Source organism: Micromonospora sp. NPDC049282 (assembly GCF_043197045.1).
In the GTDB taxonomy this organism is placed as follows: Bacteria; Actinomycetota; Actinomycetes; order Mycobacteriales; family Micromonosporaceae; genus Micromonospora.
Window position 1 is genome coordinate 76,398 of sequence record NZ_JBICSL010000014.1, and the last position, 25,584, is coordinate 101,981.

Annotated in this window: 24 protein-coding genes; 10 read left to right on the plus strand and 14 right to left on the minus strand. The window is 73.3% G+C overall.

The genetic code is table 11. The features are described from left to right. The first annotated feature begins 58 nt into the window (after positions 1-58). On the plus strand, positions 59-1,540 hold the full coding sequence (locus ACGFI2_RS21960) for a sugar transferase (protein WP_393520058.1): 1,482 nt from the start codon (positions 59-61) through the stop codon (positions 1,538-1,540). Here the strand turns inward: ACGFI2_RS21960 and ACGFI2_RS21965 are convergent. Then, positions 1,534-2,682 carry a PP2C family protein-serine/threonine phosphatase gene (locus tag ACGFI2_RS21965; protein WP_393520061.1) on the minus strand — a complete coding sequence of 383 codons (1,149 nt, stop codon included), beginning with the start codon at positions 2,680-2,682 and terminating at the stop codon, positions 1,534-1,536. The genes ACGFI2_RS21960 and ACGFI2_RS21965 overlap by 7 nt on opposite strands. 95 nt (positions 2,683-2,777) lie before the next feature. On the opposite strand from ACGFI2_RS21965, the gene ACGFI2_RS21970 reads away from it, so the two are divergent. Then, positions 2,778-3,356, plus strand: a complete 579-nt coding sequence (locus ACGFI2_RS21970) for a MarR family winged helix-turn-helix transcriptional regulator (protein WP_393520064.1) — start codon at positions 2,778-2,780, stop codon at positions 3,354-3,356. A gap of 72 nt (positions 3,357-3,428) precedes the next feature. Here ACGFI2_RS21970 and ACGFI2_RS21975 read toward each other — a convergent pair whose 3' ends face one another. Beyond that, positions 3,429-5,018: a SpoIIE family protein phosphatase gene (locus ACGFI2_RS21975; protein ID WP_393520067.1), complete on the minus strand. Its 1,590-nt coding sequence runs from the start codon at positions 5,016-5,018 to the stop codon at positions 3,429-3,431. Positions 5,019-5,227: 209 nt separating this feature from the next. After that, complete coding sequence (locus ACGFI2_RS21980; RefSeq protein WP_393520070.1) at positions 5,228-6,487, minus strand: ROK family protein; 1,260 nt, start codon at positions 6,485-6,487, stop codon at positions 5,228-5,230. A 53-nt stretch (positions 6,488-6,540) separates the two neighbouring features. Between ACGFI2_RS21980 and xylA the strand changes: the two genes are divergently transcribed. The 3 genes from xylA to ACGFI2_RS21995 all read left to right on the plus strand — a co-directional run bounded on the left by xylA (position 6,541) and on the right by ACGFI2_RS21995 (position 10,731). Continuing rightward, positions 6,541-7,728: a xylose isomerase gene (gene xylA, locus ACGFI2_RS21985; RefSeq protein ID WP_393520073.1), complete on the plus strand. Its 1,188-nt coding sequence runs from the start codon at positions 6,541-6,543 to the stop codon at positions 7,726-7,728. An 11-nt stretch (positions 7,729-7,739) separates the two neighbouring features. Next, on the plus strand, positions 7,740-9,182 hold the full coding sequence (gene xylB / locus ACGFI2_RS21990) for a xylulokinase (protein ID WP_393520076.1): 1,443 nt from the start codon (positions 7,740-7,742) through the stop codon (positions 9,180-9,182). Between the two features lie 112 nt (positions 9,183-9,294). Then, the gene (locus ACGFI2_RS21995) at positions 9,295-10,731 is read left to right on the plus strand and encodes an MFS transporter (RefSeq protein ID WP_393520079.1); all 1,437 of its coding nucleotides are present in this window, start codon (positions 9,295-9,297) and stop codon (positions 10,729-10,731) included. Between the two features lie 52 nt (positions 10,732-10,783). Here ACGFI2_RS21995 and ACGFI2_RS22000 read toward each other — a convergent pair whose 3' ends face one another. The 5 genes from ACGFI2_RS22000 to ACGFI2_RS22020 form a co-directional block, all read right to left on the minus strand. Continuing rightward, complete coding sequence (locus tag ACGFI2_RS22000; protein WP_393520348.1) at positions 10,784-12,427, minus strand: glycoside hydrolase family 13 protein; 1,644 nt, start codon at positions 12,425-12,427, stop codon at positions 10,784-10,786. A gap of 40 nt (positions 12,428-12,467) precedes the next feature. After that, positions 12,468-13,538: a LacI family DNA-binding transcriptional regulator gene (locus tag ACGFI2_RS22005; protein WP_393520082.1), complete on the minus strand. Its 1,071-nt coding sequence runs from the start codon at positions 13,536-13,538 to the stop codon at positions 12,468-12,470. 65 nt (positions 13,539-13,603) lie between these two features. Next, positions 13,604-14,563 (minus strand): carbohydrate ABC transporter permease, encoded by a 960-nt coding sequence (locus ACGFI2_RS22010; protein WP_393520085.1) that lies wholly within the window; start codon positions 14,561-14,563, stop codon positions 13,604-13,606. A 1-nt stretch (position 14,564) separates the two neighbouring features. After that, the gene (locus ACGFI2_RS22015; RefSeq protein WP_393520088.1) at positions 14,565-15,614 is read right to left on the minus strand and encodes a carbohydrate ABC transporter permease; all 1,050 of its coding nucleotides are present in this window, start codon (positions 15,612-15,614) and stop codon (positions 14,565-14,567) included. Between the two features lie 72 nt (positions 15,615-15,686). Next, a complete protein-coding gene (locus ACGFI2_RS22020; protein WP_393520091.1) occupies positions 15,687-17,018 on the minus strand; it encodes an ABC transporter substrate-binding protein in 1,332 nt (443 codons plus the stop codon). A 237-nt stretch (positions 17,019-17,255) separates the two neighbouring features. On the opposite strand from ACGFI2_RS22020, the gene ACGFI2_RS22025 reads away from it, so the two are divergent. Continuing rightward, positions 17,256-18,032 carry a peptidoglycan DD-metalloendopeptidase family protein gene (locus ACGFI2_RS22025; protein ID WP_393520093.1) on the plus strand — a complete coding sequence of 259 codons (777 nt, stop codon included), beginning with the start codon at positions 17,256-17,258 and terminating at the stop codon, positions 18,030-18,032. 43 nt (positions 18,033-18,075) lie between these two features. Here ACGFI2_RS22025 and ACGFI2_RS22030 read toward each other — a convergent pair whose 3' ends face one another. The 5 genes from ACGFI2_RS22030 to ACGFI2_RS22050 all read right to left on the minus strand — a co-directional run bounded on the left by ACGFI2_RS22030 (position 18,076) and on the right by ACGFI2_RS22050 (position 20,702). Next, a complete protein-coding gene (locus tag ACGFI2_RS22030) occupies positions 18,076-18,573 on the minus strand; it encodes a TspO/MBR family protein (RefSeq protein ID WP_393520096.1) in 498 nt (165 codons plus the stop codon). 152 nt (positions 18,574-18,725) lie between these two features. Continuing rightward, the gene (locus tag ACGFI2_RS22035; RefSeq protein ID WP_393520099.1) at positions 18,726-18,872 is read right to left on the minus strand and encodes a GPGG-motif small membrane protein; all 147 of its coding nucleotides are present in this window, start codon (positions 18,870-18,872) and stop codon (positions 18,726-18,728) included. Positions 18,873-18,914: 42 nt separating this feature from the next. After that, on the minus strand, positions 18,915-19,640 hold the full coding sequence (locus ACGFI2_RS22040; protein ID WP_393520102.1) for a metallophosphoesterase: 726 nt from the start codon (positions 19,638-19,640) through the stop codon (positions 18,915-18,917). A 10-nt stretch (positions 19,641-19,650) separates the two neighbouring features. Further along, entirely contained in the window at positions 19,651-19,860 is a 210-nt protein-coding gene (locus ACGFI2_RS22045) for a hypothetical protein (protein ID WP_393520350.1), read from the minus strand. 56 nt (positions 19,861-19,916) lie between these two features. Next, positions 19,917-20,702 (minus strand): nucleotidyltransferase, encoded by a 786-nt coding sequence (locus ACGFI2_RS22050; protein WP_393520104.1) that lies wholly within the window; start codon positions 20,700-20,702, stop codon positions 19,917-19,919. Between ACGFI2_RS22050 and ACGFI2_RS22055 the strand changes: the two genes are divergently transcribed. Further along, positions 20,638-21,366, plus strand: a complete 729-nt coding sequence (locus tag ACGFI2_RS22055) for a dTMP kinase (protein WP_393520107.1) — start codon at positions 20,638-20,640, stop codon at positions 21,364-21,366. The two genes, ACGFI2_RS22050 and ACGFI2_RS22055, sit on opposite strands and share 65 nt — an antisense overlap. Here ACGFI2_RS22055 and ACGFI2_RS22060 read toward each other — a convergent pair. After that, positions 21,351-22,040 (minus strand): SDR family NAD(P)-dependent oxidoreductase, encoded by a 690-nt coding sequence (locus ACGFI2_RS22060; protein ID WP_393520110.1) that lies wholly within the window; start codon positions 22,038-22,040, stop codon positions 21,351-21,353. The genes ACGFI2_RS22055 and ACGFI2_RS22060 overlap by 16 nt on opposite strands. 226 nt (positions 22,041-22,266) lie before the next feature. On the opposite strand from ACGFI2_RS22060, the gene ACGFI2_RS22065 reads away from it, so the two are divergent. From ACGFI2_RS22065 to ACGFI2_RS22075, 3 genes are all read left to right on the plus strand, one after another. Continuing rightward, entirely contained in the window at positions 22,267-23,181 is a 915-nt protein-coding gene (locus tag ACGFI2_RS22065; RefSeq protein WP_393520113.1) for a MurR/RpiR family transcriptional regulator, read from the plus strand. Further along, positions 23,178-24,125 carry an N-acetylmuramic acid 6-phosphate etherase gene (gene murQ, locus ACGFI2_RS22070; RefSeq protein ID WP_393520116.1) on the plus strand — a complete coding sequence of 316 codons (948 nt, stop codon included), beginning with the start codon at positions 23,178-23,180 and terminating at the stop codon, positions 24,123-24,125. Before ACGFI2_RS22065 ends, murQ begins: the two co-directional genes overlap by 4 nt. A gap of 455 nt (positions 24,126-24,580) precedes the next feature. Next, positions 24,581-25,570, plus strand: a complete 990-nt coding sequence (locus ACGFI2_RS22075; RefSeq protein WP_393520352.1) for an RNA polymerase sigma factor RpoD/SigA — start codon at positions 24,581-24,583, stop codon at positions 25,568-25,570. Positions 25,571-25,584: the final 14 nt, after the last annotated feature.

Below are 25,584 nucleotides of genomic sequence, written 5' to 3' on the forward strand. Positions count from 1 at the left end.
GTCCGACGACTAGGACCGGGCGGGGACGGGGCGGTCCTTAGTTGAGTGGGGAGGGCCGGTGACCTCGGCGACGCTGTTGACTCCTGCCAGGACGTCGCGACCGGGGGGCGAGCGACCCGGTGGAACGACGCGAGCCGCGGAGCGGGCCTACATCCGGCTCCTGGTGGTGCTCGACACCGCCGTGCTGGCCGTGGCCATCCTGGTCGGCTACCTGGCCCGGTTCGGTGACGAGCAACCCAGCGGCTCCGAGATCCCCTACGTGGCGGTCGCACCGGCGCTGCTGCTGGCCTGGCTCGTGTCGCTCAAGGCCATGCGCTGCTACGACGACCAGGTGCTCGGCTACGGCGCGGACGAATACCGCCGGGTCAGCGCGGCGAGCCTGCGGCTCGCCGGCGGCATCGCCATCGCCGGCTACATCGCCGACGTCGGGGTCTCCCGGGGTTTCCTGGCCATCTCCTTCGCGGTCGGCACGATCGGGCTGGAGGTGGCGCGGTTCGCCGCGCGCAAGCGGTTGCACCGGGCCCGTGACCGGGGCGCCGGCTGGTCCCGCAAGGTGCTGGTGGTCGGCGACACCGCGCACGTGCTGGAGCTGGTGCACACCCTGCGCCGGGAGCCGTACGCCGGCTACCAGGTGGTCGGCGCCTGCATCCCGGACGCGCTGCTCGCCCCGGTGCCGCAGCGGCTGGGCGACGTGCCGGTGGTCGGGTCGTTCCGTGGCATCCCGGACGCGGCGACCGCGATCGGCGCGGACACGGTGGCGGTCACCGCCTCCGGTGAGCTGACCGCGACCCGGCTGCGCCGCCTCGGTTGGCAGCTGGAGGGCACCGGGGTCGACCTGGTGGTGGCCCCGGCGCTGACCGACGTGGCCGGTCCGCGCATCCACACCCGCCCGGTCGCCGGCCTGCCGCTGATCCACGTCGAGGCGCCCGAGTTCCGCGGCGCCCGCAAGCTGGTCAAGGGGTTCGTCGACCGGTCGCTCTCGCTGATCGCCCTGCTCCTGCTGTCGCCGCTGCTGGCGGTGCTCGCGCTCGCCATCAAGCTGGACAGCCGCGGCCCGGTGCTGTTCCGGCAGACCCGGGTCGGTCAGGGCGGCGAGGAGTTCGGCGTCTTCAAGTTCCGCACCATGGTGGTCAACGCCGACGCCCTGCTCGCCGAGCTGGCCGCGCGCAACGAGACCGACGGCCTGATGTTCAAGATGCGCGACGACCCCCGGGTGACCCGGACCGGCCGACTGCTGCGCAGGTGGTCGCTGGACGAGCTGCCCCAGCTCGCCAATGTGCTGCTCGGTCAGATGAGCCTGGTCGGCCCGCGCCCGCCGCTGCCCTCCGAGGTGGCCCGCTACGACGGCGACGTGGCGCGCCGGCTGCTGGTCAAGCCCGGCATGACCGGCCTCTGGCAGGTCAGCGGCCGGTCCGATCTGAGCTGGGAGGACGGCATCCGGCTCGACCTCTACTACGTGGAGAACTGGTCGCTCGCGGCCGACCTGACCATCCTCTGGAAGACGTTCGGCGCGGTCCTCGGCAGCCGCGGCGCCTACTGAGCCGGGCCGGTCTCCGGCTGCGGGCCCAGCCAGTCCAGGCAGACCACCACCGCGTCGTCCACCAGGTCGCCGGCGACGAAGGCCCGCAGGTCGCCGATCAGCGACCGGACCGCGTCCAGCGGCTCCAGCGGGCCGGTGCGGCGTAGGAACCGGTCCAGGGCCGACTCGCCGTACCGGACCTGGTCGGCGGTGGCGTCGATCACCCCGTCGCTGACCACGAAGAGCCGGTCCCCGCGGTCCAGCTGGAACCGTTGCGCCCGGTAGTCGGTGCCGTCGAACATGCCGAGCGGGAACTGCTTGTCCAGCACCTGCTGGGCCACCTCTCCGCCGCGCAGCCGGATCAGGTGGGGCGAGCCGGCGTCGACCGCGGTCAGCGCCCCGGTGGCCAGGTCCAGCTCCATCAGGAGCACGGAGAGGTGCTGCCCGCCCCGGTGCTGCGCGTAGATCGCCTGGTCGGCCAGGGCGGCCTGGTCGGCCAGGCTGAGCCCGGCCCGCCGCGCGTTGCGCAGCGCGTAGGTCGCCAGCGAGGTGAGCAGCGCCGCGGCCACCCCCTCGCCGAAGCCGTTGAGCACCGCCAGCCAGAGCCGGTGGCCGTCGTCGGACCAGTCGAAGCTGTCCCCGTGCACCGCGTACGCCGGCTCCAGCTGGCCGGCCAGGCTGAACGACGGGCGGATCCGGCTGCGCCCGGGCAGCAGTTCCCACTGCATCTCGGCGGCCAGGGTGAGCCGCCGACTGCGCCGCTTGGTCAGGTAGAGGTCGGTGGTGGACGTCACGGCGGCCAGCTCGTGCCCGAGCACGGAGGCGAGGGTGTCCAGCTCGCGGCGGGCGGCCGGGTCGGCCGGCATCGGCGAGACCCGGAGCACGCCGCGTCGTTCGCCCCGCATGCCCACCGGGAACCAGCCGGTGCCGTCGACGACCATCGGCTCCTGGTGGTCGAAGGCGTGCCAGGCCGGGTGGCCGGGGCCGGTGACCGCCTCCCCGCCGCCCAGCGGCAGCAGTTCGGCGAGCCGGTAGTCGACCTGGTAGACCTCGGCCTCGGTGATCCCGTACGTGCGCAGCAGCTCGGCGGCGAGCCGGTCCACGATGAGATCGGTCGGCGCGTCCGTCACGACCTGGCGCGCGCGGGCCTCCGCTTCGCTCATCTTTGCTCCTTTGCACAGGTCGCCGGGCTGGTCCGGGGAGTAGTGTCGGGCCCACCATGACCGAAGAGCCCGGTCCCGTGGGACCTGAAGTGAGTATGTCCGCCGCTCTGGACGAGGCAGTGGGCACCCTGCTCGCCGTCTGGGAGGCGGCCCGGGAGCAGACCACCAACCGACTCTCCGGGGCGCAGTTACGCGCGGTCATGGTCGTCGAGCAGTATGACGGGATCAACCTCCGCCGGCTCGCCACCCTGACCGACATGCTGCTCTCTTCCGCCAGCCGGCTCTGCGACCGCCTGGTGGCCGCCGGCATGCTGGAGCGGGAGCCGGGTCGCCACGACCGTCGGGAGATCTCGCTGCACCTCACCCCGGAGGCCGACCGGCTCCTCGCCGAGCTGCGCGCCGACCGGCGGCGCCGGCTGGCGCGGATCCTGGACGCGATGAGCCCGGACGGGCGGGCGGCGTTGCTGCGCGGGATGCGCGAGTTCGACGAGATCGGCCGCCGCGGGGCGGCGGCCGTGGCCGGAAGCTGGCCGGTGTTGCAGCCGTCGGGGGAGCGGATCGCCGATCCTCTGGCCGACCTGACCGCGCCGTCCCGGCCCGGCCGGCCCGCGGTGACGCGCCGGCCCGGCGAGCCGCTCCCGCCCGACGAACCCCCGGTGGTCCGCACCGCCTGAGGCCACCGGCAGCCGCCGAGTTCAGCCCACGTACGCGTCGTCCGCCGGCGGCGGTGGGCCGGTGGCCCGGACTCACGAGGCCGCCACGGCCAGCATGGCGATGTCGTCGTGCGGCTGCCCGTCGAGCCACTCGTCGACGAGCTGGAGCACCCGGTCGACCAGTGCGGCCGGCGGCAGCCCGGCCCCGGAGGCGAGCGCCTGCCGCAGCCGGTCGTCGCCGAACATGACCAGCTCGGTGGGGCCGCCCCGGGCCTCGGTCACCCCGTCGGTGTACGCCAGCAGCAGGTCGCCCGGGGCCAGCCGCACCTCGGCCTCGGCGAACCTCGCCGCGGGCAGCGCGCCCACCGGCATGCCGCCCACCCGGACCACGTCGATCCCGCCGCCGGCGCGTACGACAAGCGGCGCGGGATGCCCGCCGCCGGCCATCCGAACCAGCAGACCGCCGTCGGGTTCCCGGCTCAGCATGCCGAGCAGGAGCGTGGTGAACTGGGCCTGCGCGGCCGCGCCCGGCGCGTCCAGCAGCGCCCGGTTGAGCAGCTCCAGCAGCTCCCGGGGGCGCCGCTCGACCAGGCGCAGGGTCTGCAACGACTGGCGGACCCGCCCGGTCAGCACCGCCGCGCCCACGCCCTTGCCGCAGACGTCACCGAGCGCGAAGAGGCCGCCGGCCGGGGTGGGGAACAGGTCGTAGAAGTCGCCGCCGATGCGCAGGCTGTCCCCGGCGGCCCGGTAACCGCCGGCCAGGGTCATCCCCGGCAGGTGCGGCAGCTTCGGCGGGAGCAGGCTGTTCTGCAGGACCCGGGCCAGGTGGGTCTGCTCGCCGTACAGCTCGGCCGCGGCGAGCGCGGCGCCGGCCCGCCCGGCGAACTGCCGGGCCAGCGCGATCTCCCGCTGGTCGAAACCGGCGCGGCCGGGCCGGCGGGCCAGGATCAGCGCCCCGGCCGGCCCGCCGGCGCCGGGCATCGGGCTGATCAGCACGGTGCCCGGCCGGCCGAAGTCGGCCGGGAGCACCTCGGCCAGGTCGGCCAGCTCGGCGTCGAGCCAGGGACTGGGCTCGGTGAGGGCGCCCTCGAGCGCCTCGACCAGGCCGGGAACCGATTCCGCCGTCCGCCGGCCGGCCACGCCGGTGACCGGGGCGGGGTCGGTGGCGGCGCACCGGATCCAGTGCGGCTCGTCCTCGGCCGGTGGCGGCGGGCGGTGCACCACCACGGCGACGTCGGCCAGGTAGGGCACCGGGAGGGTCACGGCGGTGCGCAGGGTCTGCTCCCGGTGCAGGGAGAGCCCGAGCCGGCTGCCGGCCTGGGCCAGGAAGGCGGTGCGGGACCGTTCGGCGAGCAGCGCGTCGGTGCGTGCCTGCTCCTCGCTGACGTCCCGCACGTACCAGGCACAGCGGTCACCGGCCAGCTCGCGGCGCAGGCCGCGCAGTCGCCGGCCGTGGTGCTCGGTCTCGAACGTGTCGGCGCCGTCGCGGGCCGCCTCGGCCAGCGCGGGCACCCGGGAACCGGCCAGGCCGACGCCGGGCGCCAGCTCGGGGAGCAGCTCCGCCGCCATGGCGTTGACCAGGGTCACCACACCGGCCGGGTCGATCGTCACGACCGCCTCGGCCAGCCCGTCCAGCAGCTCGCGGGCGAGCCGGTCGTCGGCCGGCAGCGCGGCCCCGGCCACCCGCGGGGGTCGTTTCCGGGGGGCGGGTCCACCGCCGCTGACCGGCCCGGCGACACCGCCCCGGCGGGCGGCGGTCACCGCCGGTGGCCGGGCGCTTCGGTCGGTCGACCCGTGTGCATGCTGTCGGTGCGCTCCTCGCTCGGCGGACAGGTTGCCTCCTGGCAAGCGCACCGAGCGGGGGGCCGGACGCCCATGGGGAACGGCTCCGATCAGGGCGTGCGGGAGAGCCAGCCGACCGGCCGGTCGACGATCCGGCGGACCACCGAGGTGGCGCCGCCGACCGCGGCGGACTGGGCTCCGAGCGCGGCGGGCCGCACCGTGACCGGCGACCACGCGGCGGTGAGCACCCGCCGGGATATCTCCGCCACCACCGGCGGGCGCAACCAGGGCGCGAGCGGCGCGTATCCGCCCCCGAGCACCACGGTGTCCAGGTCGAGCAGGTTGACCACGCCCGCCACCGCCACCCCGAGCGCGGTGCCGGCGTCGGCCAGCGCGGCCAGCGTGGTCGGGTCGCCGCCCCCGGCCAGGTCGGCGAGGCGGGTGGCGGCGGTGTCGGCGGGCAGTTCCGCGCCGGGCAGCCCGGCGGCGGCCAGGATCGCCTCCTGGCCGGCGTACCGCTCCAGGCAGCCCTGACCGCCGCAGCGGCACGGCTGTCCCTGCGGTTGGACCGGAAAGTGACCGATCTCTCCGCTCCAGCCGCGGGCGCCCCGGTAGAGCGCCCCGTCGAGCACGATGCCGGCGCCGATGCCGATCTCGCCGGTGACGTGCAGGAAACTGCGGGACCCGGGCGCTCCGGCGTACAGCTCGCCGAGCGCGGCCAGGTTGGCCTCGTTGTCGACCACCAGCGGCGGGACGCCGTCGACCGGCTCGGCGAGCAGGCGCCCGGCCAGCAGCGCCGGCACGTCCACATCGCGCCAGCCGAGGTTCGGCGCGAGCCGGACCAGGCCGCCGTCGCCCACCAGGCCGGGCACCGCCAGCGCCGCGCCGGCCAGGGTCAATCCGTCGCGTACGGCGGCGGCGCGCGCCTCGGCGGCGAGCGCGGCCAGTCGGGCGAGCGCGTCGGCGGGGGAGACCGGGCGCAGGTCGGCGCGGCGGACCAGGTGGTGTCGGACGGCGCCGGTCAGGTCGACGACGCAGGCCGCCAGGTAGTCGACGTTCACCTCCAGACCCAGCCCGGCCGGCCCGTCGGCGGCCAGCACCAGGCCCCGGGCCGGTCGTCCGGCCCCGGTGCGCGGGGCCGGTTCCGCCTCGGCGACCAGCCGTCCGGCGATCAGGTCGTCGACGACGGCGGAGACGGTGGCCCGGGTCAGCCCGGTACCGGCGGCGAGCCCGGCCCGCGACGGTGGGCGGTCGGCGGCGGCGATCCGCCGGAGCACGACCGCGAGGTTCAACTCGCGCAGGCTGCCCTGCCGGACCGCTCCGGCGGTGCTGGCGCTGGTCACCACTTGACAATGCCACATCCCCGCCATTTAATTCAACCGCTGAACAAATCGCGGACGACACCACCACCTGGAGGTCTGCCATGGCACCCCGTCCCACCCCCGCGGACAAGTTCTCCTTCGGTCTCTGGACCGTGGGCTGGCCGGCCCGCGACCCGTTCGGCGACGCCACCCGGCCCGAGCTGGACGCCGTCGAGGCGGTGCATCGGCTCGCCGAACTCGGCGCGTACGGGATCACCTTCCACGACGACGACGTGGTCCCGTTCGGCGCGGACGCCGCCACCCGCGACGCCCGGCTGAGCCGGTTCCGCAAGGCCCTCGACGAGACCGGCCTGGTCGTGCCGATGGTCACCACCAACCTGTTCAACCACCCGGTGTTCAAGGACGGCGGGTTCACCAGCAACGACCGCGACGTGCGCCGCTACGCGCTGCGCAAGGTGCTGCGCAACGTCGACCTCGCCGCCGAGATGGGCGCGAAGACGTTCGTCATGTGGGGCGGCCGGGAGGGCGCCGAGTACGACGTGGCCAAGAACGTCCAGGCCGCGCTGGACCGCTACCGCGAGGCCGTCGACCTGCTCTGCCAGTACGTCGTCGACAACGGCTACGACCTGCGTTTCGCCCTGGAGCCGAAGCCGAACGAGCCCCGTGGCGACATCCTGCTGCCCACCGTCGGCCACGCGCTCGGCTTCATCTCCACCCTGGCCCGCCCGGAGATGGTCGGGCTCAACCCGGAGGTCGGTCACGAGCAGATGGCCGGGCTGAACTTCGCCCACGGCATCGCCCAGGCGCTCTGGCAGGGCAAGCTGTTCCACATCGACCTCAACGGCCAGCGCGGCATCAAGTACGACCAGGACCTGGTCTTCGGCCACGGCGACCTGCTCAACGCGTTCGCGCTGGTCGACCTGCTGGAGCACGGCGGCCCGGACGGCGGCCAGGCCTACGACGGCCCGCGCCACTTCGACTACAAGCCCTCCCGCACCGAGGACATCGACGGCGTGTGGGCCTCGGCGGCCGCGAACATGAGCACCTACCTGCTGCTCAAGGAGCGGGCCGCGGCGTTCCGCGCCGACCCGGAGGTGGCCGAGGCGCTCGCCGTCGCCCGGGTGGCCGAGCTGTCCACCCCGACGCTCCACCCCGGTGAGGGCTACGCCGAGCTGCTCGCCGACCGGACCGCGTTCGAGGAGTTCGACCCGGAGGCCGCCGGGGCGAAGGGCTTCGGCTTCGTCCGACTCAACCAGCTCGCCGTCGAGCACCTGCTCGGCGCGCGCTGAGGCGGGCCGCCATGCCGCTCGTCGCCGGGGTCGACTCGTCGACCCAGTCCTGCAAGGTGGTCGTCCGGGACGCGGAGACCGGCGCGCTGGTCCGGCAGGGCCGCGCGCCGCACCCGGCCGGCACCGAGGTCGACCCGTACGCCTGGTGGGAGGCCCTGCGGGCGGCGGTCGCCGAGGCCGGCGGGCTGGCCGACGTGGCCGCCGTCTCGGTCGGCGGCCAGCAGCACGGCATGGTCTGCCTGGACGAGGCGGGCGAGGTGGTCCGCCCGGCGCTGCTGTGGAACGACACCCGGTCCGCCGACGCGGCCCGGGACCTGGTCGAGGAGGCCGGCGGCGGGGAGACCGGCCGCCGGTTCTGGGCCGACGCGACCGGCGCGGTGCCGGTGGCCAGCTTCACCGCCACCAAGCTGCGCTGGCTGGCCCGGCACGAGCCGGACAACGCCGCCCGGGTCGCCGCCGTCTGCCTGCCGCACGACTGGCTGACCTGGAAGCTCGCCGGCGCGCCCGGCCTGGCCGCGCTGCGCACCGACCGGGGCGACGCCAGCGGCACCGGCTACTGGTCGCCGCGTACCGGTGAATACCGGCCGGACCTGCTGGAGCGGGCGTTCGGCCGGCGGATCCGGGTGCCGGCCGTGCTCGGCCCGGCGGAGGTGGCCGGGCAGCTCGACCCGGCGGTGCTCGACGACGGGCCGGACGCCGGCGGTCCGGCTGGCGGCGCCGGCCGGATCCTCCTCGGCCCGGGCACCGGGGACAACGCCGCGGCGGCGCTCGGCGTCGGCGCCGGCCCGGGCGACGTGGTCGTCTCGATCGGCACCTCCGGCACCGTCTTCGCGGTCGCCGACACCCCGGCCGCGGACGAGACCGGCGCGGTGGCCGGCTTCGCCGACGCCAGCGGCCGGTTCCTGCCGCTGGTCGCCACGCTGAACGCGGCCCGGGTGCTGGACGCCGCCGCGACGCTGCTCGGCGTCGACCTGGACACGCTCGGCGAGCTGGCCCTGTCCGCCCCGGCGGGCGCGGACGGGCTGGTGCTGGTGCCGTACCTGGAGGGGGAGCGGACGCCGAACCGGCCGCACGCCACCGGCACGCTGCACGGCCTCACGCTCGGCACCTCGACGCCGGCCCACCTGGCCCGGGCCGCCGTCGAGGGCATGCTCTGCGGGCTGGCGGACGGCCTCGACGCGCTGCTCGCCCAGGGCGCCCGCGCGGACCGGATCATCCTGGTCGGCGGCGGCGCCCGGTCCGCCGCGGTACGGCGGATCGCCCCGCAGGTCTTCGGCCGCCCGGTGGTGGTCCCGCCGCCCGGGGAGTACGTCGCGGACGGCGCGGCCCGGCAGGCGGCCTGGGTGGCGCTGGGCGGCGACGCCCCGCCCACCTGGTCCATCGGCGACACCGAGGAGTACACCGCCGACGCCGTCCCCGCCATCCGCGAGCGCTACGCCCACGCCCGGGGGTAAGGAGGGGCCCCTGTCAACGCTTCCTGCATAGGAGGGGGCCCCGCTCAACACCGGACGCGGCGCGCCGGGGGGTCGTCGTGCACGCCGGGCGCGAGCCTGGTTGGCTGCCGGCATGAGCGGCACGACGGTCTTCCGACGCGGGAACGCGGCACACCGGTTCTACAGCGTCGTGGTCTTCGTCGTGCTCGCCTCGCTGGACAACGTGGCGATCGGTCTGGTGCCACCGCTGTACGGGCCGATCTCCGGCGCGCTCGGCGTACCCCAGCGGTTGCTCGGTCTGGTCACCGCCGTCAGCTTCCTGGTCAGCGCGGTGGCGGCGGTGGGCTGGGCGTACGTCGGCGACCGCACCAACCGCAAGCCGCTGCTCATGGTCGGCACGCTGATCTGGGCGGCCGGCACCGGCGGCAGCGCGCTGGCCGAGCGGTACCCGACGTTCCTGGCCGCCCAGCTCGCCGCCGCGATCGGGCTGGGCGCGGTGGGTTCGGTGGGTTTCTCCGTGGTCACCGACCTGATCTCGCCGCGCCGCCGGGGCCTGGTGATGAGCTTCTGGGGCCTGTCCCAGGGCGTCGGCACGCTGGCCGGCACGCTGGCCGGCGGCCTGCTCGGCGCGACCGACTGGCGGCGGCCGTTCCTGCTGCTGACCGGCGTGGGTCTGGCGGCCACCGTGGCGTACCTGTTCACGTACGACATCGCGCGCGGGCAGAGCGAGCCGGAGCTGGCCGGGGCGCTGGACGCCGGCGGCGAGTACGACTACCGGATCAGTCGCGCCGACCTGCCCCGGATCCTGGCCCGGCGGACCAACCGCTGGCTGATCCTGCAAGGGCTGACCGCCCAGGCCGCCTTCGGCTCGCTGGTCTGGCTGCCGGTGCTGTTCAGCCAGCGGGCCGAGGCGCAGGGCTACTCGGCGGCCACCGCCGTGGTGGTGGGCAGCGTGTTCGCCACCCTGTTCCAGCTCGGCGGTGTGCTGTCCATCGTGGGCGGCCTGGTCGGCGACGCGCTGCAACGGCGTACGCCCAGCGGCCGGGCCCTGGTCGCGGCCGTGGGCATTCTCGCGGCCGTGCCGTTCTACCTGGTCCTGTTCTTCGTGCCGATCCGCATCGACGTGCCCGACGGCGGTGGCTCCGGCGCGGTGGTGTCGGCCGTGCTGTCCAGCGTGCTGACCGAGCCGACGGTCGGGCTGAGCCTGCTCACCGCCGTGGTCGCGTTGGCGCTCACCTCGGCCAACTCGCCGAACTGGTTCGCGCTGATCGCCGACGTGAACCCGCCCGAGCACCGGGGCACGGTCTACAGCCTCGGCAACCTGGTCAACGGCGTGGGGCGGGCGGCCGGCAACGGGCTGGTCGGGGTGGCGTTCGCGGCGCTGCGGGTGGCCTTCCCGCCGCCGCTGAACTATGCCGTCGGGCTGGCCGCGTTCCAGTTGTTCTTCGTGCCGACCGGGATCATGTACTGGCTGGCGGCCCGCACCTCACCCCGCGACATCGCGCAGGTGCACACGCTCCTGCACACCCGCGCCGACCGGCTGGAAGGAGGGGCCCCTTTCAACAGGTGAGTGTGGAGAGGGGGCCCCTCCTATGCGGGAGGCGTCAACAGGGGGCCCCGCCTTACGCCCGGAACCACACGGTGACGTCGGTGGGGACGGCGGAGCCGTCGAGTGGGGCGCTGGACACCAGCACCGACGCCCCGGCCGGCAGCGGCGCCGGCGCCGCGCCGAAGTTGGTCAGCACGGTGAGGTCGCCGTTGGTGAACGTGAGCACCTCGTCGCCGGAGGAGAGGAAGCGCATCGGGCCCCGGGCCAGCGCGTGCTCGCGGCGCAGCCGCAACGCGGTGCGGTACAGCTCGTACGTCGAGCCGGGCACCCCGCGCTGCCGGTCCAGCGCGTACTCGGCCCACACCGGCGGCTGGGGCAGCCAGCTCGCGTCGGTCGGACCGAAGCCGTACGACGGGGCGTCGGCCTCCCACGGGATCGGCACCCGGCAGCCGTCCCGACCGCGTTGGGTGTGCCCGCTGCGGGCCCAGGTCGGGTCCTGCCGGGCCTCGTCGGGCAGCGTGGTGTGCTCCGGGAGCCCCAGCTCCTCGCCCTGGTAGAGGTAGGCCGAGCCGGGCAGCGCGAGCATCAGCAGGCTGGCCGCCCGGGCCCGGCGCAGACCGAGCGCGGCGTCCGGCTGCGGGTCGTCCACGCCGATGCCGTTCATCCGCCCGCCGCCGGTGGTCAGCCCGAGCCGGGAGGCGTGCCGGACCACGTCGTGGTTGGACAGCACCCAGGTGGTGGGCGCGCCGACCGCGTCGGTGGCCTCCAGCGAGCGGGTGATCACCGCGTACTGGGCGGGGGCGGTCCAGGCGGCCATCAGGTATTCGAAGTTGAACGCCTGGTGCATCTCGTCCGGCCGGACGTAACGGGCCAGCCGCTCGGCCGGCTCCACCCACGCCTCGGCGACCAGGACCCGCTCCCCGGCGTACGAGTCGAGCAGCCGGCGCCACTCCCGGTAGATCTCGTGCACGCCGTCCTGGTCCCACATCGGCGGGCGCGGCTTGTCCGCCTCGTTGCCGGAGAGGATCTCCTGCGGTTCCTGCCAGTCGGCCAGGTCGGCCTGCTTGATCAGGCCGTGCGCCACGTCCACCCGGAACCCGTCGACGCCCCGGTCCAGCCAGAAGCGCAGCACGCCGAGGAACTCCTCGCGTACCTCCGGGTCGTCCCAGTTGAGGTCGGGCTGGCCGGGGTCGAACAGGTGCAGGTACCACTGCCCGTCGGGCAGCCGGGTCCAGGCGGGGCCGCCGAACACGCTCTCCCAGTCGTTCGGCGGCTCGGCGCCGTCCGGTCCCTTGCCGTCGCGGATGACGTAGCGCCGCCGCTCCGGGCTGCCCGGCGCGGCGGCCAGTGCCGCGGTGAACCAGCGGTGCGCGGACGAGGTGTGGTTGGGCACCAGATCGACGATCACCCGCAGGTCGCGGGCCTTCGCCTCGCTGATCAGCCTGTCGGCGTCGGCGAGCGTGCCGAAGAGCGGGTCGACGTCCCGGTAGTCGGCCACGTCGTAGCCGGCGTCGGCCTGCGGGGACGGATAGAACGGGGACAGCCAGACCGCGTCGACCCCCAGCTCGGCGAGGTGGTCGAGCCGGGCCGTGATGCCCGGCAGGTCGCCGACGCCGTCACCGCCGGAGTCGGCGAACGAGCGGGGGTAGACCTGGTAGATGACCGCCTCGGTCCACCAGCCGGTGGCCGGGGCCTGCTTCGTCGCGTCGGTGTTCAGCGCCTTCTCCCTGTCGTGGGTGCGGGACGAACGGGTCCGTTCAGTGTGCCCGGGGCGGCGCGGTCGAGTCCCGCACGACCAGCCGAGTGGGGAGGATCACCGAGGCCGGCGTCCGCCGGTCGCCGTCGGCGCCGCGCGGCATCGGCACCAGCCCGGGGTACGGGTCGGCGACGCGCGTGCCCAGCGGGTCGAGCAGGATGCGGGCGGCGAGCCGCCCCTGGTCGGCGGCGGGCTGGGCGATGGTGCTCAGCCCGAGCACGCCGGCCAGGTCGTGGTCGTCGATGCCGATCACGCTGACGTCCTGCGGCACCCGCAGTCCGGCGTCGCGCAGCGCGGTGACCGCGCCCATCGCCATCTCGTCGCAGGCGGCGAAGATGGCGGTCGGTGGCTCGCCCCGGGCGAGCAGTTCGGCGGTGGCGTGGGTGCCGCCGTCGATGGTGAACCGGGACTCGACGTCGAGGCTCGGGTCGGGCCGGAGGCCGGCGGCGCGCAGCGCCTCCTGGTAGCCGCGCCGGCGGTCCAGGTGGGTGGTGAAGGCCAGCTCGTCGTCCGGGTCGCCGGAGATGTGCGCGATCCGGGTGTGGCCGAGGTCGAGCAGGTGGCGGGTGGCGGTCCGGGCGGCGGCCACGTCGTCGATCCGGACGCAGGGCCAGCCGGGCACGCCGCTGCCGGAGCTGATGGTCACGCCGGGCAGGTCGAGTTTGGTCAGCGCGTGCACGTCGGCCGCGCGCAGCGGGGTGGCGACCAGGATGACCGCGTCCACCCGCTTGTGCAGGCTGGCCGTGCGCAGCACCCGTTGCCGGGTCTGCTCCCGGCCGCCCAGGTTGTAGAGCAGCAGGTCGTAGCCGTTCTGCTGGAGGAGGTCCTCGACCGCCTCGACGACCGTGCCGAAGAACCACCGGGTGATCCGGGGAACCACCACGGCGACGGTGCCGGTCTTCCCGCCGGCCAGCCGGGAGGCGCTGGGCGAGACCGCGTACTGGAGCTGCTCGGCGGCGGCGAGCACCCGGCGGCGGGTGGCGGCGGAGACCGTCGGCAGGCCGCGCAGCGCCCGGGACACGGTGGCCGTGGAGACCCCGGCCAGGCGGGCGACGTCGTCAATCTTGGTCATCGTGGCTCCCCGCCGCGACCCGTGCCCCGCCGCCGCCGGTGTGCCGGCGGCGGCGGGGCGGCGGATCAACCCTTGACGCTGCCGGCGAGCAGGCCCCGCACGAAGAAGCGCTGGAGGGACAGGAACACGATCAGCGGTACGACGATCGACACGAACGCGCCGGCGGTGAGCCGTTGCCACTCGTTGCCCCGGGTGCCGGCCATCTCGGCGAGGCGGACCGTCAGCGGGGCGGTCTCGTTGCCGCCACCGGCGAAGATCAGCGCGACCAGCAGGTCGTTCCAGACCCAGAGGAACTGGAAGATGCCGATCGCCGCCAGCGCGGGCATGATCAGCGGCAGCACGATGGTGCGGAAGATCTTCGGGTGGGTGGCCCCGTCGACCCGGGCCGCCTCCATCAGGTCGCCCGGGAGCTGCGAGATGAAGTTGTGCAGCAGGTAGACGGCGAACGGGAGCGCGAAGCAGGTGTGCGCGAACCACACCTGCGCGAACTTCTGCTCGTCGACCAGGTCCCACGCGGGGAGGAGCTGGACCCCGCCGAGGGTGACGCCGGTGGAGAAGAACCTCAGCAGCGGCACGAGGGCCATCTGCAGCGGCACGATCTGCAGCGCGAAGATCCCGATGTAGAGCCAGTCCCGGCCGCGGAAGTTGATCCACGCCAGCGCGTACGCGGCCAGCGAGGCGAACGCGATCGGGAACAGCACCGACGGGATGGTGATCGCCAGCGAGTTGATGAAGTAGCTGGCGAGCTGCCCCGACGAGCCGGTGCTGAACAGCACGTCCTGGTAGTTCTTCAAGGTGAACTGGGGGTCGCTGAAGAACGTCCACCAGCCGGTGTTCTTGATCTGGTCCTCGGGCCGGAACGAGGAGACGAACAGGCCGAAGGTGGGGATGGTCCAGAGCAGCGCGAGCACGATCGAGATGAGCGTGGCGGTGCGGCTGTTGAGCCGCTTGCGGACCCGGGCGGCCCGGGTGAGCGGGGCCGGGGGTTGGACGCCTGCTCCGACGGTGGGCGTGGCGGTGGTCATCTCAGCCCTCCCGCTGCTTGCGCAGGTTGCGGATCTGGTAGATCACGAGCGGCAGGACCAGGACGAACAGGAAGACCGCGAGCGCCGAGCCCTGCCCGTTCTCGCCGTACCGGAACGCCTGGTTGTACATCTCGGTCGCGATCACGTTGGTGTCGTAGTTGCCGTTGGTGGCGGTCCGGACGATGTCGAAGACCTTGAGCGTGGCGATGGAGATCGTCACCACCACCACGATCAGCGCCGGCCGGATGGTCGGCATGGTGATCCGCCAGAACATCTGCCACGGGGTGGTGCCGTCGAGCCGGGCCGCCTCGATGATGTCCGCCGGGATGGCCTTGATGGCCGCGGAGAGCACCACCATGGCGAAGCCGGCCTGGATCCAGACCATGATCACGATGAGGAGGAACGTGTTCAGCGGCGAGTCCAGCAGCCACTGCTTCGGTTCGCCGCCGAGGCTGACCACGATCTGGTTGAGCAGACCGATCTGGTCCTGCTCGTCACCCCGGTAGGCGTAGATGAACTTCCAGATGATGGCGGCGCCGACGAACGAGATCGCCATCGGCAGGAAGATCAGCGACTTGGCCACCGACTCGAGCCGGGCCTTGTCCACCAGGATCGCGTAGATCAGGCCGAACGCGCTGGCCACCAGCGGCACCAGGAGCACCCAGATCAGCGTGTTGATCAGGACCCGGAAGATCGAGTCCTCGGCGAACATCCAGCCGTAGTTGTCCAGCCCGACCCAGTTGCTGCTGCCCGAGTCCATGAAGGAGAGCAGCGTGGTGCGGACCGCCGGGACCACCAGCCCGATGGTCAGCAGCAGCAGCGTCGGCAGCAGGAAGAAGAACGCGAACGCGCCCTCGCGCTGCTTGCGCCGGCGGGGCCGCGGGGCGCCGCCCACCGAGGCCGCGACCAGTTGCGCCTCCCGGCGCCGGGCGAACCAGGCCGGCACCACGTCGAGGAGCAGGAGCAGCCCGCCCACCACCGCGACGAAAGCGATCAGCCCGTACATCAGCATGAGGAACTTCGGCTGTTCCGCCGCGAAGTCGAACTCCATCAACCCTCCCTCAAGGGTTCGGATGCGGGCGGGTGGCCCGGCCCGGGACGCGGACCGGGCCACCCACGCGGATCACTTCCAGCTGCCCTCGATGTCGTTCAGGACGGAGGTGGTGTCCTTGCCGTTGATCCAGGCGACCATGCCCTTCCAGAAGGTGCCCGCGCCGACCGCGGCCGGCATCAGGTCCGAGCCGTCGAAACGGAAGACGGTCTTCGGGTCCTGCAGGATCCCCACGGAGAGCTTGTCCACCGGGTTGGGGACGTTGTTGATGTCCAGCTTCTTGTTCGCGGACACCCAGTCACCGATCTTGGCCCGGCTGTTCGCGTACTCGCCGGAGGCCAGGTAGGTCTGCACCGCCTGGACCTCGGGGCGGTCGGCGAAGGCCGCGACGAACTCGCCGCCGCCCAGCACCGGCTTGCCCTTGGCCGGGTCGATGGCCGGGAAGTAGAACGCGAAGACGTCGCCGTCCTCGGCCACCTTGGTGCCCTTGGCCCACTGGTTGGCGTAGAAGGACGCCTGCCGGTGCAGCGCGCACTTGCCGCTGAGGACCGGCGCGCCGGCCTCCTGGAAGGAGGTGGTGGCGATGCTCTTCACGCCGCCGAGGACGTACTTCTCGTTCTTCAGGATGCTGCCGGCCTGGTTGACGGCGGTGGCGACCTGCGGGTCGTTGAACGGGATCTCGTGGGTGGTCCACTTGTCGTAGACCTCCGGCCCGCCGGTGCGGAGCAGGACGTCCTCGATCCAGTCGGTGGCCGGCCAGCCGGTGGCGTCACCGGACTCGATGCCGGCGCACCACGGCTTGGTGCCGCTCGCCGCGATCTTGTCGCTGAGGTCGATCAGCTCCTGCCAGGTGGTCGGGACCGACCAGCCCTTCTCCTTGAAGGTCTTCGGCGAGTACCACACGAAGGACTTCACGTTGGAGCCCAGCGGGGCGCCGTAGAACTGGCCGTTGACGGTGCTGTACTTCAGCCAGTCGGGGGAGTAGTTCTGCTCGGCCATGGCCTTGGTGTCGGCGCCGGCGGGCTTGAGCTTGCCCGAGTCGACGAACCGCTTGAGCAGGCCCGGCTGCGGGATGAAGGCGATGTCGGGGGCGTTGCCGCCGTCGACCCGGACGGGGAGCTGGGCCTCGAACTCGCCCGAGCCCTCGTGGTCGATCTTGATGCCGGTGCAGTCCTCGAACTCCTTCCAGGACTGCTGGAGGCGCTCGTCCTCGATGTCCCGGATCGACGAGTAGATCGAGACCTTCTTACCGTCGTTGCCCTGGTACTTCTCGTATGCCGCGCACTCGGCCGAGCCCGCCTTGTCGCTCTTCTTGTCGTTGCCGGTGCCGCAGGCGGCGACGCCGAGCGCCAGCCCCAGCACGCCGGTGACCGCGAGAGCCTGGCGTGATCTGGCAAACGCCATGCCGATCTCCTTCCTTGCCGGCGCTTGGGGGAATCGAACCCGCGCCGGTCCGATGGTCGTCCCCACATGTAAGCGCTTGCATCCCGCGTGGTCCACCCCTAGAGCGGACACGGCCCGGTAACAATCCCGAAATCCGGACATCGCTGGTGGGGGCGCTCCCACGGATCTTCCCCGGAACGGAACTTTCTGCCACCCTGTCCGTATCGTATTGAAGACTTTCAACATAGGAGGCAGTGGATGCGTAAGCGGTGGCTCAGTCTTGCGGCGGGCGTGGCGGTCCTGACCGCGGTCGTGATCCCGGCGGCGCCGGCGATGGCCGCGCCGACGTTCAAGGTCCCGTTCCCGTGCAACCAGTCCTGGTCCGGGCAGACCCGCTCGGACCACAGCCCGGCCAACGCGATCGACTTCAACCGCACGGACGACCTGGGCGACCCGGTGGTGGCCAGCGCGCCCGGCACCGTCGACGTGGTGACCAACCTCGGCGACACCAGCTACGGCAAGTACGTGCGGGTCAACCACGGCGGCGGCTACACCACCTACTACGCCCACCTGAACGCCTTCAACGTCTCGGTCGGGCAGACCGTCGGGTACGGGCGGGTGATCGGGTACGTCGGGACCACCGGCGGGTCCACCGGGCCGCACCTGCACTACGAGCAGCGGCTCAACGGCAGCTCCGTGAAGATCAAGTTCAACGGCGCGCAGGCCCTCTACTGGGGCACGAAGACCTACACCAGCGACAATGGCTGCGCCGGATCGAACACCGGCGCCGGCACGGTGAACACGGCGGGCTCGCCGCTTACCGTGCGCTCCGGCCCGGGTACCGGCTACAGCGCGGTCGGCACGGTGGCCGACGGGGCCGGTGTCACGCTCCACTGCCAGACCAGCGGCACCACGGTCACCGGCACCTACGGCACCAGCTCGATCTGGGACCGGATCGGCTCCGGCCGGTTCATCGCCGACGCGTACGTCTACACCGGCTACGACGGTTACATCCCGAGCGTGCCCCGCTGCTGACGCCGGCCGGCGCGGGGGCGGCGGCCCCCGCGCCCGCGGTGGGTCAGGCGTTCATCCGCCAGATGGCGAGGTTCAGCGCGGCGGCGAACGTGACCCACGCCCAGTACGGCAGCATCAGCAGCGTCGCCGGACGGGACACCCGCCGGAACAGGACCACGGTCACGCCGATCGCCAGCCACATCAGCACGATCTCGGCGAACGCCAGCCCGTAGCGGCCGGCGCCGAAGAAGAGCGGGGTCCAGATCGCGTTGAGCACCAGTTGCCCGCACCACGCCCAGAGCGCGGGGCCGAAGCCGACCCGGCGCCAGACCAGCCAGCCGGCGATCGCGATCAACGCGTAGAGCACGGTCCAGACCGGGCCGAACAGCCACGACGGCGGCGCCCAGGACGGCTGCTCCAGGCTCTGGTACTCGGCGGAGGTGCCCCGGACACCCAGCCCGCCGATGGCGGCGGCGGCGAATGCGGCCGCGCCGAAGCCGACCAGTGCCCACCACTTCCGGGGACCGGCGGTGCGCCTGGCGGCACGCTGCGACATCTCCATGGTCGAGATATTGCCGCTCTACCACGGGGGTAAACCCGCAACCCTCCCGGACACGAAAGCGCCGGGATCGTCGGGTCCGGACGCTCCGGTCTGGGAGGACAGAGCGCCGGGCCCGACGACCCCGGCGGGTCAGGGGCGGTGCGGTCGGACGGTTACGTGTTGAAGATGCTGACGCCACCCGGGCCGACCAGCAGGCCGACGACGATGAGGACGACGCCCCAGAGGATCTGCCGGCGGAAGAGGGCGAGAATTCCGGCGACCACGAGTACGACTGCGAGAATCCAGAGAATCAGCTCCATGGCGGCTGGATACCCGGCCGTCAGATTCCGGAAACCTCCCGCTCAGTCGGCCTGATCCCCCAGGTGGAACACGCTGTACGCCTGCTTGATCACGGGGTGCGCGACGTTGCGGACCCGTACCCCGCCCGGCGTGGTGCCCCGCTCGGTGCCGTGGTGGGCGTGCCCGTGCAGCGCCAGCGCGGTGGGCGCCGAGTCGATCGCCTGCCCGAGCTGGTAGCAGCCGAGGAACGGGTAGATCTCCAGCGGCTCGCCGGCGAGCGTGTCCGGCACGGGGGCGTAGTGGGTGAGCGCGACCAGCGCGTCGCAGTCCAGCGCGAGCAGCGCGGACGCCAGCGAGTCGGCGCTCTCCCGGGTGGTGCGCACGAACGACTTCATCTCCGGCTCGCCGAAGTCGCTGGCGCACCGTCCGGCGAACCCGCCGCCGAACCCCTTCACCCCGGCCACGCCGAGCCGCCCACCGGCGCACTCCACCACGGTGCCGGTGCCCTCCAGCACGGTGATCCCGGCGTCCTCGAGCACCTTCACCACCTGCGGCACCTGGTCGCACTGGTGGTCGTGGTTGCCGAGCACGGTGATCACCGGCACCCCGAGGCCGCCGAACTCGCGCGCCACGCAGCGCGCCTCCGCCTCGGTCCCGTGCCGGGTCAGGTCCCCGGCGAGCAGCAGCGCGTCCGCGCAGTCCGGCAGCTCCTCCAGCGCCGGGCGGAACCGGCCCACCACGTCCTCGTCCACGTGTACGTCGCCGACGGCGGCGATCCGGATCACCATCGAACCTCCCTCACGGCAGCTCCTCGACCTGGGTGGGCGCCTGCGTACGGATCACTCCGATGTCGCTGGTCACCGGCGTGTCCGGGAAGCGTTCGGCCACCCGCCGCAGGATCTCCTCCCGTCGGTGCGGGCTCTCCACCTCGCCGTAGAGCACCAGTCCGCGCTCGCGGCGCACCACCGTGATGCCCTGTTCGGCCACGGACGGGTCCTCGGTCAGCATGGTCTGGATCTCGGCCTCGACGTACTCGTCGGGGGGCACGTCGCCGGGCTGTCCGGTCACGGGGTATCCCTTCCGCCGGGCGCGCCGTCGGGCAGCACGTCCAGCCGGTCGAGCAGCACCAGGAACGCCTCCGCGTACGGCGAGTGCTGCGTTTCCTTCCGTACCCGTTCCCAGTCGATCTGCTCCCGCAGCGAGCGGGCGAGCGGCAGGGCACGGGCGAAGTCGCAGTAGTGCTGGGAGAAGCTGAGCAGCTTGTGCACCATGAGCTGGCTGGCCGAGAGCACCGGCATGCGGATCGCGTCGACCGGCCGCACGATCGTGTCGGCGAAGGTCTCCTCGGTCACCGGCGTCTCGATCGGCCGGTGGATGAGGTCCACCATCCGCTCCTCGTCGTAGACCTTGACCAGCCAGTCCTCCGGCGGGCGCTCGGCGGTGAAGCCGGCCTCGACCAGCGCCTCAAGCGCCCGGTCGACGTCGCACTCCCGGAGCAGGAAATCGACGTCGTGGTCGCTGGAGTGGCCGCCGTGGGCGTACACCGCGAAGCTGCCGCCCAGCGCGAACGGGATCTCGGACTGCTTGAGCACGGCGGCGACCTTTTTCAGCGTGTGCACCAGGGTCTCGTCCCCGCGCTCGGCCATCTGGGTCTCCCGTCGTCGTCGTGGGCGGTGAGATTGAGTGGCGTACCCGGCGGACGCTCCGGTCACACCTTCCGCATCCACTTGGGGAGGAATGCGACAAAGTGGCAGTCGCGAGCATGGGTCGGATAACCTCGGGGAGGTGGCCAGCTCACTGCGGACGCGGCGGGACAGAGCCCGACTGCGCACCGTCGCCCTGATCGGCATCGACGGCTCGGGCAAGACCACCCAGGCCCACCTGCTCGCCGAGGCGCTCACCGCCGCCGGCCACCCCGCCACCTACCACCGCAACGCCGGCGGCCGCCGCTGGCTCGGCCGGCTCGCCCAGCGGGTCGGCCGGCCGGACGCGCAGCGCCTCGTCGGGCGCGACGGCCTGCTCGCGGTGGAGTCCGTGCTGCGCTGGCTGGCCATCGCGCTCGCGTTGCTCAGTTGCCTGGTCACCGGCCGCACCGCGGTGATGGACCGCTGGTCCGCCTGCCAGTACGCGAGCCTCCGGGCGCACGGCGGGCAGCGCTGGGAGCGGCTGGCCCGGGCCGGCTACCGGGTCTTCCCGCCGCCGCGGGTCACCTTCCTGCTGACCGTCGACCCGGTCGAGGCGTACCGGCGGATCGAGCGGCGCGGGACCGACCACGAGAGCATGCGGTGGCTCACCGCCGCCGACGCCGCGTACCGGTCGCTGCCGGAGTACGCCGGTTTCGTGGTGGTGGACGGCGGCGGCGCGCCGGAGGAGGTGTCCCGCCGGATCCGGGCGCACCTGAGCGAGTGGCTGCCGGACGACCCGTCCACGCTGGCCGGCCCGCCGCCGGACGGCACCCCGCGCCCGTCCGGCGAGGGCCGGGACGGCCCGGTGCCGGCTCAGGCCCGCCCGTAGACCGGGATGCTCGCGCCGCTGGTCGGCGCGGACTCCTCGCCGGCCAGGAAGCGGATCACCGCGGCGATCTCGGCCGGCGGCACCCACCGCCGGTGGTCGGCCTCGGGTTGGGCGGCGCGGTTGGCCGGGGTGTCGATGACGCTCGGCAGCACCGTGTTGCACCGCACCCCACGCTGCCGGTACTCCACCGCGACCGCGTTGGCGAACGCCTGCACCGCGGCCTTGGCGGTGACGTAGCCGGCCGCGCCGGGGAAGGGCGCCACCGCCGCCCGGGCCGAGACGCAGACCACCGCGCCGCCGCCGGCCGCGACCAGGTGCGGCAGCGCCGCGTGGGTGACCAGGTAGGTCGGGCGCAGGTTGAGCCGCAGCAGCCGCTCGAACTCGTCGACCGGGGTCTCGTGCACCAGCCCGCCGCTGGCGTACCCGCCGACGAGGTTGACCACCGCGCGCGGCGGCGCCGCGGGCTCCGCGGTGGCCGCCGCCACGGCCCGCGCGGCCCCCTCGGGGGTGAGCAGGTCCGCCACCACCGGGACCGGACCGGCCGGCCCGGGCGTCGCCGTCCCGCCCTCCCGGCCGGGTACCACCACCCGCCAGCCGTCGGAGAGGAACGCGGCGGTGACCGCGCCGCCGAGTCCCCCCGTGCCTCCGGTCACCAGCACCGTGCGATCCGCCATGGCCACACGCTAGCGGGACGACCCGCGCACGCCACCGCCGGCGCGCAAGATCTGCGCCGCGATCGGGTCCGGCCCGTCCGGCGGGAGCTAGTCGACCGGACCGGATGAGGCGGCCGGGCTGCGGTGATGGGACCCTGGGCGCGGGGACCGGGCGCGGAAGGCGGTAAATTTCCCGATACGCGGCGTCATGGTTGACGCTCACGCCCTCTGAAAGTAAGTTTCATCCGTGGCGAAGAGTCCGAAGATTTCTGCGAGTCACGAGCCCGGTGGACTGATCGTCCACATCAGCGGGCTCCTGCCCTCGCTGTCCCCGGCCGAGCAGCGGGTGGCCCGGCTCGTCGTCGCCGATCCGGCGGACGCGGCCCGGCGCACCATCACCGACCTCGCCACCGTCGCCGAGACATCCGAGGCGACCGTGATCCGGTTCTGCCGCTCGGTCGGCATGGACGGATACCCCCAGCTGCGGATCCGGCTCGCCGCCGAGGCCGCCCGCCGGATCGAGCCGCCGGACGCCCGGGTGGTCGGCGGCGACATTCCGCCCGGCGCCGACCTGGCCCAGATCATCGCCACCATCGCGTTCAACGACGCGCGAGCGGTCGAGGAGACCGCCGAGCAACTCGACCCGGCGGTCTGCGAGCAGGTGGTCGAGGCGATCGGCGCGGCCAACCGGATCGACGTCTACGGCGCCGGCGCGAGCGGCTTCGTCGCCTCCGACTTCCAGCAGAAGCTGCACCGCATCGGCCGCATCGCGTTCTACTTCCCGGACGTGCACACCGCGCTCACCTCCGCCGCCCTGCTGGGCCGGGGCGACGTCGCCGTCGGCATCTCGCACACCGGCACCACGTCCGACGTCATCGAGGTCCTGGAACAGGCCCGGGCGCGCGGGGCCACCACGGTGGCGCTGACCAACTTCCCCCGCTCACCGATCACCGAGGTCGCCGACCACGTGCTCACCACCGCGGCCCGGGAGACGACCTACCGGTCCGGCGCCACGGCGAGCCGGCTGGCCCAGCTCACCGTGGTCGACTGCCTCTTCGTCGGGGTGGCCGCGCGCAGCCGCGCCCGGACCAAGAAGGCGCTCGAGGCCACCGCCGAGGCGGTCAAGTCGCGCCGGGTCGGTCCTGGGCGGAGGCGGGCATGACGGCGGGCCGGGTGGAGCGCGACGAGATCGCACCGATGCGTCCGGTGGTACGCGTCGGCGCGCCGACCGAACGGCGCAACCCGCAGAGCGTCGACCTCGACCTGATGTCGACCCGGGACGTGCTCACCGTCATCAACGAGGCCGACCGGCGGGTGCCGGCCGCGGTCGCCGCCGTCCTCGACGAGATCGCCGAGACCGTCGACCTGGCCGTCGCCGCGCTGCGCGGCGGGCACCGGGTGCACTACTTCGGCGCCGGCACGTCCGGCCGCCTCGGCGTGCTGGACGCGGCCGAGCTGGCGCCCACGTTCAACTCGCCGCGGCACTGGTTCTGCGCGCACCTGGCGGGCGGCCCGGAGGCCATGTGGCGCGCCGTCGAGGACGCCGAGGACGACGAGCGCGGCGGCGCGGCCGAGGCCATCGAGTGCGTACGCCCCGGCGACCTGGTGGTCGGCCTGGCGGCCAGCGGGCGCACCCCGTACGTCCTCGGGGCGCTCGCCGCGTCCCGCACCCAGGGGGCCGGGACGGTGCTGCTCTGCGCCAATCCGGAGGCCGAGGCCGCCCCGTCGGTCGACGTGTTCATTGGGGTGGACACCGGACCCGAGGTGGTCACCGGGTCGACCCGGATGAAGGCCGGCACCGCGCAGAAGCTGGTGCTCAACACGTTCTCCACGGCCGTGATGGTGCGCCTCGGCCGGGTCTACTCGAACCTGATGATCGACATGGTGGCCACCAACGCCAAGCTGCGCGGCCGGATGATCTCGATCCTGATGGAGGCCACCGGGTGCGCCGAGGAGGTCTGCCGGGTCGCTCTCCAGCAGGCCGACGGCGACCTCAAGACCGCACTCGTCGCGCTGGTCTCCGGCGCCGAGGTGCCCGCCGCCCGGGCGGCGCTGGCCCGCTCCGCCGACCAGGTACGCGGCGCCCTGGCCCTGCTCGCCTCCTGAACCCTCGCGTTCCACCCGCCCGGCGCATCCGTCCGGCGGGTGCGACGCGTATCACGTGGCGGGAGGGGACGGCTCTCCCCGTGCGGATTGTTCAACGAGGCGGAGGGTAATCCTTGGCAGTGGCTGAACCGAGCGGTCCACGGGCGCGTATCACGAAGTGACCAGGATCGCAGAGGTGCGGTGACGCGGCTCGCTGTGTTCATGGAAGACGCAATGGTGCCATTCCATGGGCGGACGGCGAATCCGTTGCTCCGGGCCCCCGTTCACCAGGGCGTCCGCGGGCGGCCCGAGCAGGGGTCCTGACAGGAAACGTGGACCGGGCTCTCAGCTACCACTCAGGCATTCGTGACAGTTTCGACTCACGACATGGAATCCCCGACACGTCACATCTGTTGTGTAGGTGTCAGCACCTACGGGCACAGCGGAGGTTACGGGGAGGGCTGATGAACGTGGGGATGGCAAGGAACCGGGCAACCGGCGCGAGCGAGGGGACCGTGGCAATCGTGGACAAGAACATCGGCATGCGTACCGACGAGGTCGCCGAGGAGCGGGACCTGGTCGGCGTCTACCTGCACGAGATCTCCCGGACGCCGCTGCTGGACGCCGCCCGCGAGGTGGAGCTCTCCAAGACGATCGAGGCGGGTCTCTACGCCGAGCACCTCCTCGACACCGAGCGGGTGCCCGACGGGGCCACCCGGGAGGAGCTGGAGCGCGTGGTGGTCGAGGGCGAGCAGGCGAAGGACCTGTTCATCCGCGCCAACCTGCGGCTGGTCGTCTCCATCGCCCGGCGCTACGTGCGCTCCGGCATGCCCATGCTGGACCTGATCCAGGAGGGCAACACCGGCCTGGTCCGGGCGGTCGAGAAGTTCGACTACGAGCGGGGCTTCAAGTTCTCCACCTACGCGACCTGGTGGATCCGTCAGGCCATCAGCCGGGCGATCGCCCAGCAGGAGCGGACCGTGCGGCTGCCCGTGCACCTGGTCGAGGACGTCAACCGGATGCGCAACGTGGCCCGCCAGCTCACCCGTGAGCTGGGCGCCGACCCGGAGCCGGAGCAGATCGCGGCCTCGCTCGGCGTCACCGTCGAGCGGGTCAACGAGCTGCGCCGCTGGTCGCAGGACACGGTCTCGCTGGACACCCCGGTCGGCGACGACGGCGACACCAAACTCGGTGACCTGGTCGCCGACAGCGACGCGCCGTCGCCGGAGGAGATCGTGCTCACCGGCCTGGAGCGGCAGCGGATCGAGGGCCTGCTCAACCACCTCGACGACCGGTCCGCCGGCATCATGCGGGCCCGCTACGGCCTGGATGACGGGCGGGAGCACTCGCTGACCGAGGTCGCGTCCCGGTTCTCGCTCTCCCGGGAGCGGATCCGCCAGCTGGAGATCCAGGCCCTCGGCCGGCTCCGCGAGCTGGCCCGCGCCGAAGGGCTGCAGGCGGCCTGACCTGGTAGTAATTG

What these genes read in the sequence shown, in the direction of transcription:
- ACGFI2_RS21965 (WP_393520061.1), bottom strand. Translation starts at nt 2,682, where the DNA reads ATGAGCGAAGCGGAGGCCCGCGCGCGCCAGGTCGTGACGGACGCGCCG.
- ACGFI2_RS21970 (WP_393520064.1), top strand. Translation starts at nt 2,778, where the DNA reads ATGTCCGCCGCTCTGGACGAGGCAGTGGGCACCCTGCTCGCCGTCTGG.
- ACGFI2_RS21980 (WP_393520070.1), bottom strand. Translation starts at nt 6,487, where the DNA reads ATGGCGGGGATGTGGCATTGTCAAGTGGTGACCAGCGCCAGCACCGCC.
- xylA (WP_393520073.1), top strand. Translation starts at nt 6,541, where the DNA reads ATGGCACCCCGTCCCACCCCCGCGGACAAGTTCTCCTTCGGTCTCTGG.
- xylB (WP_393520076.1), top strand. Translation starts at nt 7,740, where the DNA reads ATGCCGCTCGTCGCCGGGGTCGACTCGTCGACCCAGTCCTGCAAGGTG.
- ACGFI2_RS21995 (WP_393520079.1), top strand. Translation starts at nt 9,295, where the DNA reads ATGAGCGGCACGACGGTCTTCCGACGCGGGAACGCGGCACACCGGTTC.
- ACGFI2_RS22005 (WP_393520082.1), bottom strand. Translation starts at nt 13,538, where the DNA reads ATGACCAAGATTGACGACGTCGCCCGCCTGGCCGGGGTCTCCACGGCC.
- ACGFI2_RS22010 (WP_393520085.1), bottom strand. Translation starts at nt 14,563, where the DNA reads ATGACCACCGCCACGCCCACCGTCGGAGCAGGCGTCCAACCCCCGGCC.
- ACGFI2_RS22015 (WP_393520088.1), bottom strand. Translation starts at nt 15,614, where the DNA reads ATGGAGTTCGACTTCGCGGCGGAACAGCCGAAGTTCCTCATGCTGATG.
- ACGFI2_RS22020 (WP_393520091.1), bottom strand. Translation starts at nt 17,018, where the DNA reads ATGGCGTTTGCCAGATCACGCCAGGCTCTCGCGGTCACCGGCGTGCTG.
- ACGFI2_RS22025 (WP_393520093.1), top strand. Translation starts at nt 17,256, where the DNA reads ATGCGTAAGCGGTGGCTCAGTCTTGCGGCGGGCGTGGCGGTCCTGACC.
- ACGFI2_RS22030 (WP_393520096.1), bottom strand. Translation starts at nt 18,573, where the DNA reads ATGGAGATGTCGCAGCGTGCCGCCAGGCGCACCGCCGGTCCCCGGAAG.
- ACGFI2_RS22035 (WP_393520099.1), bottom strand. Translation starts at nt 18,872, where the DNA reads ATGGAGCTGATTCTCTGGATTCTCGCAGTCGTACTCGTGGTCGCCGGA.
- ACGFI2_RS22040 (WP_393520102.1), bottom strand. Translation starts at nt 19,640, where the DNA reads ATGGTGATCCGGATCGCCGCCGTCGGCGACGTACACGTGGACGAGGAC.
- ACGFI2_RS22045 (WP_393520350.1), bottom strand. Translation starts at nt 19,860, where the DNA reads ATGCTGACCGAGGACCCGTCCGTGGCCGAACAGGGCATCACGGTGGTG.
- ACGFI2_RS22050 (WP_393520104.1), bottom strand. Translation starts at nt 20,702, where the DNA reads ATGCCGATCAGGGCGACGGTGCGCAGTCGGGCTCTGTCCCGCCGCGTC.
- ACGFI2_RS22060 (WP_393520110.1), bottom strand. Translation starts at nt 22,040, where the DNA reads ATGGCGGATCGCACGGTGCTGGTGACCGGAGGCACGGGGGGACTCGGC.
- murQ (WP_393520116.1), top strand. Translation starts at nt 23,178, where the DNA reads ATGACGGCGGGCCGGGTGGAGCGCGACGAGATCGCACCGATGCGTCCG.
- ACGFI2_RS22075 (WP_393520352.1), top strand. Translation starts at nt 24,581, where the DNA reads ATGGCAAGGAACCGGGCAACCGGCGCGAGCGAGGGGACCGTGGCAATC.